Raw genomic sequence first — 12,594 nt, 5'->3', positions numbered from 1 at the left:
CGCTCATCATAGCCGATAACGCCCTTTCTGGGGACCGAGCGTCGCGGCGGTGTCCACAAATCGCAACAATCGCGCGCCATCATGGCGGCCGTCTCGCCTCGTGCGTCCACATCGCGAGGCCGATTTTCGTCGCCTTCAAAAAAGACTACAGGGACTGACACCATGCGCGTTTCTTTACCTCGCCGCCTACCGCCCTTGACGATCCGCGGCATCAGCATGCTGGTGCTGGGCGCATTCAGCCTGATGGTGATTGCCGTCGGGCTACTGGGGGGATATGCGCTGCATGTCGGCCAGAACGCCTTCGACACGCTCGATCGCCTCAACGTCGAGCGCACCACCATTCTCGATGACGTCTATGTCGACACATTGCGTGCCCAACTGGCCATGAACCGTGCCGCATCGCTACTCGAGCGCCCGTCGTTCGATCCGCCGGGGCCGGTCATCGATGAGGCCGAGGCCTTGATGACCCGAGCGCAGGAAGCCTTCGAACGACTCGAGCCCGCCGCCGCCTCCCCGGCACTCGAGACGCTGAGCCAACGCTTTCATTCGCTGGTCAATACCGGCATGTCACTGCAGTTGATGCAACTGCAGGAAGCCAACGAGCGCCTCGCCGCCGGCGACAGCACGGCGCGCGACCTGAGCGGCTACCGCTCCGGGCAGTCGCGCTTGCACGACATGAACGCCGCGTTCATGGAAAGCGCCGATGCCTTCATGACCGCGAGCCAGCAGCGCGGCGCGACCCTGGTGGATGATTTCGGCGTCATGGCCGATGGCCTGCGCATGCTGATCGGCGCAGCCATCCTCGCCTCGCTGATCGCCATCGCCCTGGTCATGTGGGGCATGACACGCCATGTGGTGACCCCTCTCAACGGTCTGCTCGAGCATTTCGAGCGGATCGCCGAGGGGCGGCTGGAACGCCCTGTCCACGCACGCGGGCAACGCGACGTCCGGCGTCTGTTCGAGGCCCTCGACGGCATGCGACAGCGTCTTGCCGCCAACGTCGGCGAGGTGCGCGCCAGCAGCCAGACGATCCATCGCGATACCCAGCGCATCGCCGAGGACAGCCAGGCCCTGGCCTCGCGGACCGAGCGACAAGCCGCCGCCCTGGAAGAGACCGCCGCGAGCATGGCACAGCTGACCGCGACCGTGGGGCGCAACGCCGAGCATGCCGAACGTGCCGTGACCCTGGCCGCGACCGCCTCGCACTCTGCCGAGCGGGGGCAGGAAGCCGTCTCGCAGGTCACCACGACCATAGAGAGCATTCGCGCCGGCTCGCGCCAGGTCGAGGATATCGTCGCCATGATCGATTCACTGGCGTTCCAGACCAACCTGCTGGCGCTCAATGCCTCGGTCGAGGCGGCTCGTGCCGGGCAGCATGGACGAGGCTTCTCGGTGGTGGCCAATGAAGTGAGGCGCCTCGCCAGCCAGAGCGCCGAGGCCGCGCGCGATATCCGCACCCTCACCGACAACGCCCGGCGGGATGTCGAGGCCGGCAGCCAGCGCGTCAAGGAAACGGGAACCACCATCGGCGAACTGGTCGCCTCGGTGGAGCAGACGGCCCAGCTCATGCGTGACATCGCCGACGCCAGCCAGGAACAGCATCAAGGCATCGCACAGATCGATCGGGCGATCGAGCAGCTGGAACAACTCACCCAAGGCAACGCCGCCATGGCCACGCAGGCGACACACGCCGCCACTACGCTGGGTGAGGAAACCACACGGCTGCATGCCTCGGTGCGCGAGTTCGTCCTCGACGAGGACAGCGAATACGTACCGCGCGAACCGGTGTCAGACGAGACGGAAACGGCCTCTCGGTGGCAGGACGAGGCGACACCGGCCCCAGCGCTGGCCGCCGCCACCTGAAGGTGATCATCAGCGAGGACGCATCACCCGGTCCGGCGACCGATACGCTCAGTGATGCGTCCGGGAGCAATCCTCGCCGGGCTTCTGCGCTTCGAGCAGATCGACCAGGGGCTGGAATTCATCGCGATTGTGATCGCTCATGCGCATCAGAATCCGGTGCGCCTCGAGGATGCGCTGCTGCATGCCCTGCTCATCCGCCCTCACCTGCGGCAACTCGCGCAGGCTCGCCGGCTCGGTGAGCGGTGCATCGAGCAACGTGAAGTAACGCGAAAACCCCATGACATCCAGCATGCGCCGCACATCGGGATGCTCGGCGACGATGGTCGGCGGCTGTTCGAGCCGCCCCTCCACGGCCATGGCCACCTTGGCCAGAAAGCCCAGGGCGGTGGAGTCGACATTGGTCGCCTCGCGCAGATCGATCATCACCGCGGCCAGGCCGGGGCTGTCGGCCACGCGCTGCGCCTGCTGATCGAGCGTGGCACACAGCGTCAAACGCACGTCACCACTCAGCTTGAGCACGAATACACCGGCGTTGAACGCCGCCTGAATACGCCCCTCATGCATGATCGAATCCGCTCAAAGTCATGATGGTGAGATCATCCGGCAGTTCGTCGCCCAATACGAGTGCATCTTTCAACGCATCCACACGGGCGCACTGGGCGACGCGCTCCTTCAACGCAACGAGGCGTTGATCGAGGGTATCGCCCGCCAGACATTCCAGTATGCCGTCCGAGCACAGCCACAGACGAAATGCATCGGGCAAGGCATAACCGTAAGTGGGGAATTCGACATGCGGAAACAACCCCACCGGCGGCCCTTCTCCCGACAGCACGCTGACCTCGCGACCCACTTGCAAGAGCGGCATCGGCATCTGCGCGCCGAGCGAATAGTGGAGATAGTGACGCTCATGGTCAAGCACCCCGGCGAAGACCGTGGCATGCTTGCCGATCCCCGTCTCCAGCAGCTCACGATTGAGCTCGGTCAGGCACTGCGCTGGGAAGTCGCTGGCGTTTTGCTCGCGCCATTGCGACAACCAGCGGTTGCTGAGGTACTTGAGCAGTACGGTGACGAATGCCGACGACGCCCCGTGCCCCGAGACGTCGACGAAGTAGAAGAAGCTGTAACGCGCATCGCAGCGCTGAAAGTCGAGAAAGTCACCCGATAGATACAGCGAAGGCGCCAGCCAGTACTCGGCGGTGACATCGTGGCGCGTCACGGGATTGGCGGGCAGCAGCTTGCGCTGGATCTGCCAGCCGGCCTGCTGATCGAGACGCAGCATGGCCAGGTGGGTTTCCAGGCTTTCGTTGAGTTCGGCCAGGCGCTGACGATCCCGGGCGTATTCCTGAGCCAGCCGATGATGCTCGATCGAGCGTCCGATCAGGCGTCGCAGCACGTCACCATGACACTGCGGCTCGACCAGATAGTCGATCAGCCCGGCATCCACCGCCTGCAGCAGATCGCCGTCGAAACGCGTCTCGCTGATCACGATGGTCGGCCAGCGCGCCGCCAGCGCGGCCCAGTCCTGGCGCGGCACGGCGCGCACATGCGCCACCACCAGGGCCACCTCCGCAGGCAACTCCTCGGCATGAGCCGCCGCCAGCACGGCGAAATGTCCCTGGCCAATGAGGCCGGCCAGCGCATCCCGCGATGCGCCGGGCTGGTCGAGGAGACCGATCAGGGTACGAGAGTTGGCCATGCGGGGCCTCGGGGTCACTCGGCGAAGGCGTCTTCGTCGTATTCGAAATCGTCGCCGAAGTCACCGTCGGCGAAGGGATCCGCTCCCGTTTCGCCATCGTTGACCTCGTAACGCCGGTTCTGCAGATACGCATCGCGGATGAAGCTGTAGCGGTCGCCCCGAATCAGCTCCTCGCGGTCGAGCAGCCCCGCCCGCGTATCGATGAGATCGATGAACCTCAGGCCATAGCGTACCTCGTCCTCCTCGACATACGTCACCGGATCGGTGTACCAGTCCACGGGCAGCCCCGAGGTATGGCGCAGCGTCCGACCACCGAGCACCGGCAGCACCACGTAGGGGCCTTCGGCGACGCCCCAGGTGGCCAGGGTCTGCCCGAAGTCCTCTTCGCGCTCCACCAGGCCCATGCGCGAGGCCGGATCGAGGATGCCGCCCACCCCGAGGATGGAGTTGATCACGAAACGGCCGGAGGCGATGCCGGCATTGGCCCACTTCCATTGCAGCACACTGTTGATCGTGGTGCCGACCTCGCCGAGGTTGCTGAAGAAATTGCCCACCCCGGTCTGGACCGGATCGGGCGTCACGTAGTCGTAGCCCTGCGCGACGGGTTTCAACGCATAACGATCCAGTGTGTCATTGAAAGCGAACACCTTGCGATTGTAACTTTCCCACGGATCGTCGGGATTGCCCTGCGTCTGCCCCTGGCTGGCACAGCCGCTCACTGCCGCCGCCATGCACGCCACGGCCAGCCACTTGGTCGTTTTCATCAAGCCTTCACCTTACGCAATATCACATTGCCCGCACTGTAGCCCGCTCCGAACGAACAGACCACCCCCACATCGCCTGCGACCAGATTTTCCCGGTGCAGATGGAAGGCGATGATCGAGCCCGCCGAACTGGTGTTGGCATAGCGGTCGAGAATCACCGGTGCCTCGGCCAGGCTCGGCTCGCGGCCCAGCACACGCCGCGCGATCAGATCGTTCATGTGACGATTGGCCTGGTGCAGCCATAGCCGCTTGAGGTCGTCGGGGGCCAGCCCCTCGGCGTCGAGGTGTTCGCCGATCAGGGACGCGACCAGTGGACAGACGTCCTTGAACACGCGCCGCCCGTCCTGCACGAACAGCTTGTCGGAGACGAAGGCCGGGTCCCGGTCGACGGGATGGTCGGTCACGCGGTCGAGAAAGCCGAAATTGTTGCGGATCGCGTTCGAGAAGCGTGTCGCCAGGCGCGTGCTCACGACGTCGAAACGCTCTTCGGCGCAGGCCACGTCGTCGGCTTCCAGCAGCACCGCCGTGCAGGCATCGCCGAAGATGAAGTGACTATCGCGATCCCGGAAGTTGAGGTGCGCCGAGCAGATTTCCGGGCTCACCACCAGGACTCGCTTGACGCTGCCGGCACGGATGGCGTTGTTGGCCTGGTCGATGGCGAAGGTGGCGCTCGAGCACGCGACGTTCATGTCGAAGGCATGTCCCTCGGCGCCCAACGCGGCCTGGAGCTCCACCGCCACCGCGGGATAAGGACGCTGCAGGTTGGAGCAGGCCACGATCACCATGTCCAGCGCGCCGGGTTCGACCCCTGCGGCAGACAGCGCCTGGCGCGCCGCGTCGAGTCCCATCTCGGCCTGCAGGGAGAGTGCATCGTCGGCCCGGGGCGCCAGGTGCGGACGCATGCGGTCGGGGTCGAGAATGCCCGACGCCTCCACCACATAGCGACTCTGGATGCCCGATGCCTTGGCGATGAACTCGCTGCTGGAATGCTCCAGCGGCTGACGCCATCCGTCCTCGATCGCCTCCTGGTAGCGCGCGTTTTCGCGATCCACCCAGGCATTGAACGAGGCCACCAGCGTGGCGTTGTCGATGGCGTGTGGCGGCGTGTAAAGGCCGGTACCGGTAATGACCGCGTGCGTCATGAGCGTGCTCCGTGATGCGCTTGTTATGGTGTCGTCGATGCCCCGTTCGCGGGGCGGTCATCTGGCGCGCGAGGTCACCGTCCCGTGAGTTCCGTCCAGCGACGCTCCAGGCGCTTGGCCGAGACCGGCGCCAGCGTGCCCAGTTGCTGGGCGAACAGCGAGACACGCAACTCTTCCAGCCACCAGCCGAACTCGACGAAGCGCGGGTCACGCCGCCCTTCACGCTGATCGGCCTCGAGGCGCGCGCGCAACCGCTCTTCGAACGCATGCACCTGCTGCATCGCCATTTGATCACGGGCCCGCTCGCGCGGGGCCTTCTCGAGCCGGATCAACGCCGCCTGCATGTAGCGCGGATACTGCTCGAGCCATTCCTCGGCATCGCTGACGAAGCCGGGATAGACCAGGCGCGCCATCTGGGCCTTCAAATCACTGTAGACCAGGGCGAGGGACAGGTTCAGGTTGCCCTTGAGGGCCTTGGTGACCTCGAGATGCCCTTCCAGCGCTTTCTGCAGGGTCGCGACCCGCTCCTCGGCGTGCGCCACCAGCTCGCTCCGCGTGGCCTCGATACGCGCTTCCAGGGACTGGCGGTCACGCGGCAACGGGTCCACGGCAACGACCTGCAGGAACACCGCCTCGACCAGATCGTCGACGAGCTGCGTCTTGCTCCCCACCTTGGCGAACAGCAACGCGCAGCGATCCAGTCCCTTGAGTTCGCGCGACAGGTAACGAACCTGCTCGGGCAGGCGCAGCATGGCCGCACGCTTGACGCCATGGCGGTGCGCGGCATGCGCCTTGTCGGGATGATCGAACGACTCGATGGCCAGGCTGTCACCCCGGTCGACCAGCGCCGGGTAGGCCTCGACGCGAATGCCCGCCTGCTGGGTGGAGCGCGATTCGGGAATCGCCTGCTCCGGCAGCTCGGCCAGCGCCTCCGCCGTCGGACCGCTCGCCGCCAACGCCCTGGCACCCTGGCTGGCCGCTTCGTCGAAGCGCTGCTTGAGGGCACCGAGGTCGCGCCCTTCGCCAAGCACCTCGCCATCGTGCGCCACCACGCGCAGGTTCATGATCAGGTGCGGCTCGAGCTGATCCGTGCGCCAATCGTCGGCGCTCAGGCGCACCCCCGTGCGCCGGCGCAGGAACTCGCCCAGGGCCTCGGTCAACGGGCGCTCGTCGGGCACCAGGGTGGCCAGGGCCGCATCCACCCAGTCGGGAATCGGCACCACCTGCCGACGGATCGCCTTGGGCAACGTCTTGAGCAGTGCGATGCACTTCTCTCGCAACAGCCCCGGCACCAGCCACTCGAGCCGTCCTTCGGGCAGCTGCGACAGCATGGCGGCCGGTACCGTCAGCGTCACGCCATCGTCGGACTCGCCCGGTGCGAAATGATAATCCAGCGGATAGCGCACGCCGTTGTGCACCAGCTCGTCGGGATAGGCCTGCTGGGTGACTTCCTCGGCATCGCGCGCCATCAGGGTGGCACGCTCGAGCTTGAGCACCTCGGGCGCTTCCCGTTCGGCTTGCTTGCGCCAGCGCTCGAAGCTGCGCGCGCCGGCCACGTCCGCCGGCAGCCGGGCATCGTAGAAGGCGAACAGCGTCTCCTCGTCGACCAGGATATCGCGCTTGCGGGCACGATCCTCGAGTTCTTCCACGTCGTCGATCAGGGCACGATTGTGCTGGAAGAAGGCCGCCTGGGTGCGGTACTCCCCTTCCACCAGCGCACGCCGGATGAAAAGCTCCCGGGCTTCTTCCGGCGCCACCTTGGCGTAGTCGATGCGCCGCCCGGTGACGATCGGCAGACCGAACAACGTCACCTGCTCGAACGCCACGACCTGGCCACGCTTCATCTCCCAATGCGGTTCGCTGTAGCTGCGCTTGACCAGGTGCGACGCCATGGGCTCTACCCATGCCGGCTGGATGCGCGCCACGTCGCGCGCATAAAGGCGCGAGGTTTCCACCAGCTCGCCGGCCATGACCCACTTGGGCGTCTTTTTGGCCAGCCCCGAGCCGGGATGAATCATGAACTTGCGGTTGCGCGCGCCGAGGTATTCGCGGTTTTCCTGCAGCGTGCCCAGGTGCGAGAGCAGCCCCGACAACAGCGCCTTGTGCAAGCGCTCGCCATCGACGCGCGGACGCGCCGACGCAGCATCGTCCTCCTTGGGCGGCAATACCGCGCTGGAGGGCTCGAGTCCCATGTCACGCGTCAGCTGCTTGAGCTGGCGGAAGGTGTCATGCCACTCCCGCAGCCTCAGGTAGCTGAGATAGTTGTCACGGCACCAGCGCCGCAGCTGGTTGCCGGAGAGGGTCTCGCGGGCCTGCTCGACCCCATGCCAGAGATTGAGCCAGGCCATGAAGTCCGACTCGGGGTCCTGCCACTGGCGATGCTTCTCGTCCGCCGCCTGGCGCTTGTCCGCCGGACGGTCGCGCGGGTCCTGCGTCGACAAGGCGCTGACCACGATCAGTGTCTCGCGCAGGCTGCCCTGCTCGGCACCGGCGAGTGCCATGCGTGCCAGGCGCGGGTCGATCGGCAGGCGGGCCACGCGACGCCCGAGCTCGCTCAGGCGATTGTCGGCGCCCACGGCCCCCAGTTCATAGAGCAGACGATAACCGTCCTTGATGAAGCGCGAATCCGGCACGTCGACGAAGGGGAAAGCCTCGATGTCGCCGAGCTTCAGCGCCAGCATGGAGAGAATCACCGAGGCCAGGTTGGTACGCTGAATCTCCGGCTCGGTATACGTCGGCCGCGCCAGGAAGTCCTCTTCGCTGTAGAGGCGGATGCACACGCCCTCGCTGATGCGCCCGCAACGCCCCTTGCGCTGGTCGGCGCTGGCCTGACTGATCGGCTCGATGGGCAGGCGCTGCACCTTGGCGCGATAACTGTAGCGGCTCATGCGGACCAGGCCGGGGTCGATCACGTAGCGGATGCCCGGCACGGTCAGCGAGGTTTCCGCCACGTTGGTGGCCAGCACGATGCGGCGTCCGGCATGCGGCTGGAACACGCGATTCTGCTCGGCATTGGAGAGCCGCGCATAAAGCGGCAGGATCTCGGTGCCCTTGAGGTCGGCGCGGCGCAGCGTGTCCGCGGTTTCGCGAATTTCCCGCTCGCCGGGCAGGAAGATCAGCACGTCGCGGGGCCCGCTGTACCAGCGTCGCTCGCGCTCGATGGTCTCGACTTCTTCCACCGCATGCAGAATGCCCTCCTGCAAGGTGCGGTCTTCCTCGTCGTCCGCATCGCGCACCAGCGGTCGATAGAACACGTCCACCGGATAGGTGCGCCCCGAGACTTCCACCACCGGCGCCGGCTTGCCGTCGCGCCCGAAGTGGTGGCTGAAACGCTCGACGTCGATGGTCGCCGAGGTAATGATGATCTTGAGGTCGGGCCGCCGCTCGGTGAGGCGCTTGAGATAGCCGAGCAGGAAATCGATGTTGAGGCTGCGCTCGTGCGCCTCGTCGATGATGATCGCCTCGTAGCGCATCAGATCCGGGTCGTTCTGCGTCTCGGCGAGCAGGATGCCATCGGTCATCAGCTTGACCAGGGTGCGCTCGTCGGTCTGATCGGTGAAGCGCACCTGGTAGCCGACCTGCGCCCCCAGCGGCACGTCCAGCTCCTCGGCGAGGCGTGTGGCGACGGTGCGCGCCGCCAGCCGCCGTGGCTGGGTGTGGCCAATCAGCCCTCGGCGCCCCAGCCCCAGCTCGAGACACAGCTTGGGGAGCTGGGTGGTCTTGCCCGAGCCGGTCTCGCCAGCGACCACGACCACCTGGTGAGCGTCGAGCGCCGCCAGCAGATCCTCACGGCGTTCGACCACGGGCAGGTCATCGGGATAGCGCAACGTCAGCGGTTGCGCGCGCCGCGCCGCCAGCTGCTCGCGCGAACGCGCCAGACGGGCTTCGATGTCGCGCAACGAGCGGTCGATGGGTTTACCGCTGCGCGCGCGCCCGTTCAGCTTGGCCAGGCGGCGCCCCTGTTCGTGGGCATCGCGCAGCAGGCAGTCGTCGAGTTGCGCGCGCAGACGCGCCAGTTGATCGCGGGAATCGCTCGTCGGTGTCGTGCTCAAGGGCGCCTCATGGAATCAGCAAAACGGCTCGCCCTCGGGGAAGGCGAGCCGATGATTGTAACGCCAAGGCCGACCTCGCGCCTATGTCGTATCCTGCTCGGATACCTGCGCCTGGGCACCTTGCGAGTCGCGCAATTCGCGACGCAGCACCTTGCCGACGTTGGTCTTGGGCAACTCGTCGCGGAACTCGATGAGCTTGGGCACCTTGTAGGCCGACAGTTCGCGCTTGCACCAGCCGCGCAGCGTTTCGGCGTCCAGCGCCTCGTTGCGGCTCACCACGAAGAGCTTGATCGCCTCGCCCGTGGCGTCATCGGGCACACCGATGGCCGCGACTTCGACCACGTCCTCGTGGGCGGCCACCACATCCTCGACTTCGTTGGGATAGACGTTGAAGCCGGAGACGATGATCATGTCCTTCTTGCGATCGACGATACGCACGTAATCGTCCTCCTGGATCACGGCGATATCGCCGGTACGAATCCAGCCCTCGTCATCCATCGCCCTGGCGGTGTCTTCGGGACGCTGCCAATAGCCCTTCATCACCTGAGGCCCCTTGACGCAAAGCTCGCCCGGCTCACCCCGCGGCACGTCCTCGCCCTCGGGGCCGATCACCTTGATCGAGGTGCCGGGCACGGGCTTGCCGATGGTGCCCAGCTGGATGCCGTCCGGCGGGTTGACGCACACGATGGGCGAGGTTTCGGTCATCCCGTAGCCTTCCAGCACCGCGCAGCCGGTGACTTCCTCCCAGCGCTTGGCGACGGCCTTGGTCAGCGCCATGCCGCCGGAAATGGTCAGCTTGAGGCGCGAGAAATCCAGCGCTCGGAAATCCTCGCGCTGACAGAGCGCGTTGAAGAGCGTGTTGAGCCCCACGAAACCGGTGTACTCGGTCTTGCGCAACGTCTTGATGAAGCCGTCGATATCGCGGGGATTGGGAATCAGTACGGTATGGTTCCCCGTCACCATGGTGAACAGGCAATTCACCGTGAACGTATAGATATGGTAGACGGGCAACGGTGCGATGATCGTCTCGCGGCCTTCCTCGATCAGTCCGGCGATCATCTGCCGGGTCTGCAGCATGTTGGCGATCAAGTTGCGATGCGTGAGCATGCTGCCCTTGGCCACCCCCGTGGTGCCGCCGGTGTACTGCAACACGGCAATGTCGTCGCCGTGGCACGTCACGGCCTCGCTGGTCCGGCCATGGCCCTGCGACAAGGCCGTGCGGAATCCGATGGCATCGGGCAATGAATACCGCGGTACCATCTTCTTGACGTGTTTGACGGCGGCATTGATCAGCGCGCCCTTGGGGAAGCCGTGCATGTCGCCGAGCTCGGTGACCAGGACATGACGAATATCGGTCCGGGGAAGAATGCGCTCGAGCTTGTCGGCCATGTTGGCGAGAATCAGAATGGCCTTGACGCCCGCATCCTGAAATTGGTGCGCCATTTCCCGTTCGGTATACAGCGGATTGGTGTTGACCACCACCAGCCCCGCACGCATGGCGCCGAATATCGCCACCGGAAATTGCAGTACGTTGGGCAACTGAATGGCGATCCGGTCGCCCGGCTCGAGATCGGTCTCGTGACTGAGCCAGGCCGCGAAATCCCGCGACAAACGCTCGAGTTCCGCATAGCGCAGCGTTCGCCCCATGCACGTGAAGGCCGGCTTGTCGGCAAAGCGCCGGCACGCCTCGGCGAATACCTCGTTGACGGAGGAGAACTCATCCATTCCTTCGAGAGGCGGACCGGAAACGACCGGCGACATGGCGTGACTCATCGTGTATCTCCGCTGACCAGGGGTCGACTTCATGGTGCCGACATTTATTATTGATGCTCGAGCCGCGGTGATATCGAAACCTCACCGCTGTTCGCGATCCGTCTCTTTACAAGATAGGGCCACGTCGACATATCCACCAGGCCCCTTGACGTGCATCATGAAAGACCGTTCGACAATATTCGGACAATCGTATTCGACGGGACGTTCCCGTTATAACAGGACGCCCCGCATTAAAACAGACGATTAAAACTATCGTTCAATACCAAGGTGCCTCGTGAGAAGGCGCCGCGCCACAGGAGCACTCATGGCCGCCATTTTCGAAGACAACAGCGCCAGCATCGGCAAGACGCCACTGGTACGGATTCGTCGTCTCACGTCGCATCCGCGTCTGTACGCCAAGATCGAGGCCCGCAATCCGGCGTTTTCGGTCAAATGCCGCGTCGGCGCCAACTTGATCTGGGACGCCGAGCATCGCGGCTTGCTCACGCCCGGCAAGGAAATTCTCGAGCCCACCTCGGGCAATACCGGCATCGCCCTGGCGTTCGCCGGCGCGGCGCGAGGCTATCCGGTGACATTGACCATGCCGGCCTCGATGAGCCTCGAGCGGCGCAAGGTCCTCAAGGCACTGGGCGCCACGATCGTCCTGACCGAGCCCGCCAAAGGCATGCAGGGCGCCGTCGACAAGGCCAATGACATGCTCGCCGCCGCGCCCGAGCGTTATTACATGCCACAGCAGTTCGAGAATCCTGCCAACCCGAGCATTCACGAGGACACCACCGGTCCCGAGCTGTGGAACGACACCGACGGCAAGCTCGACGTCCTGGTGGCCGGCGTCGGCACGGGCGGCACGCTGACCGGTGTATCGCGCTACTTCGAGGAAACCCGCGCCCGACCGTTGCTGTCGGTGGCGGTGGAACCCGCCGAGTCACCGATCATCGCCCAGGCGCTTCGCGGCGAGATAATCCAGCCCGCACCGCACAAGATCCAAGGCATCGGCGCCAACTTCATTCCCGCCAATCTGGATCTGGGGCTCGTCGACCGGGTCGAGGGCGTCACCAGCGAAGACGCCATGGCCATGGCGCAACGCCTGATGCGCGAGGAAGGGATTCTGTGCGGCATTTCCTGCGGGGCCGCGATGGTCGCGGCACTGCGGCTGGCCGACGACCCCGCCTTCGCCGACAAGGCCATCGCCGTGGTGCTGCCCGACAGCGGCGAGCGCTACCTGAGCGGCCCGCTGTTCGAGAACGTGTTCACCGAGCAGGAGCTCACCCCCTGACGCCCCCGCATGGCTCGTGCAGCACGCA

The 12,594-nt window shown here is 65.4% G+C and carries 8 protein-coding genes; 2 read left to right on the top strand and 6 right to left on the bottom strand.

All coding sequences use genetic code 11. The features are described from left to right. The first annotated feature begins 162 nt into the window (after window positions 1–162). The gene (locus ABGX75_RS13775) at window positions 163–1,863 is read left to right on the top strand and encodes a methyl-accepting chemotaxis protein (RefSeq protein WP_287124042.1); all 1,701 of its coding nucleotides are present in this window, start codon (window positions 163–165) and stop codon (window positions 1,861–1,863) included. 48 nt (window positions 1,864–1,911) lie between these two features. Here ABGX75_RS13775 and ABGX75_RS13770 read toward each other — a convergent pair whose 3' ends face one another. From ABGX75_RS13770 to ABGX75_RS13745, 6 genes are all read right to left on the bottom strand, one after another. After that, on the bottom strand, window positions 1,912–2,427 hold the full coding sequence (locus tag ABGX75_RS13770) for an STAS domain-containing protein (RefSeq protein ID WP_011506772.1): 516 nt from the start codon (window positions 2,425–2,427) through the stop codon (window positions 1,912–1,914). Further along, window positions 2,420–3,559 (bottom strand): PP2C family protein-serine/threonine phosphatase, encoded by a 1,140-nt coding sequence (locus tag ABGX75_RS13765; RefSeq protein ID WP_011506771.1) that lies wholly within the window; start codon window positions 3,557–3,559, stop codon window positions 2,420–2,422. Before ABGX75_RS13765 ends, ABGX75_RS13770 begins: the two co-directional genes overlap by 8 nt. A gap of 14 nt (window positions 3,560–3,573) precedes the next feature. Then, entirely contained in the window at window positions 3,574–4,323 is a 750-nt protein-coding gene (locus ABGX75_RS13760) for a VacJ family lipoprotein (RefSeq protein ID WP_011506770.1), read from the bottom strand. Beyond that, a complete protein-coding gene (locus tag ABGX75_RS13755; RefSeq protein WP_110062369.1) occupies window positions 4,323–5,465 on the bottom strand; it encodes a beta-ketoacyl-ACP synthase III in 1,143 nt (380 codons plus the stop codon). Before ABGX75_RS13755 ends, ABGX75_RS13760 begins: the two co-directional genes overlap by 1 nt. A gap of 74 nt (window positions 5,466–5,539) precedes the next feature. Next, entirely contained in the window at window positions 5,540–9,517 is a 3,978-nt protein-coding gene (gene hrpA / locus ABGX75_RS13750; protein WP_347410492.1) for an ATP-dependent RNA helicase HrpA, read from the bottom strand. An 81-nt stretch (window positions 9,518–9,598) separates the two neighbouring features. Continuing rightward, window positions 9,599–11,290: a long-chain fatty acid--CoA ligase gene (locus ABGX75_RS13745; RefSeq protein ID WP_110062371.1), complete on the bottom strand. Its 1,692-nt coding sequence runs from the start codon at window positions 11,288–11,290 to the stop codon at window positions 9,599–9,601. 304 nt (window positions 11,291–11,594) lie between these two features. Between ABGX75_RS13745 and cysK the strand changes: the two genes are divergently transcribed. After that, window positions 11,595–12,566, top strand: coding sequence for a cysteine synthase A (gene cysK / locus ABGX75_RS13740; protein WP_011506766.1), 972 nt, complete (start codon window positions 11,595–11,597; stop codon window positions 12,564–12,566). Window positions 12,567–12,594: the final 28 nt, after the last annotated feature.

The sequence above is a fragment of the Chromohalobacter sp. genome, from assembly GCF_039830575.1.
GTDB classification, from domain to species: domain Bacteria; phylum Pseudomonadota; class Gammaproteobacteria; order Pseudomonadales; family Halomonadaceae; genus Chromohalobacter; species Chromohalobacter israelensis.
The sequence above is the reverse complement of the archived record's forward strand: the minus strand, read 5'-3'. Positions and strand labels throughout refer to the sequence as shown.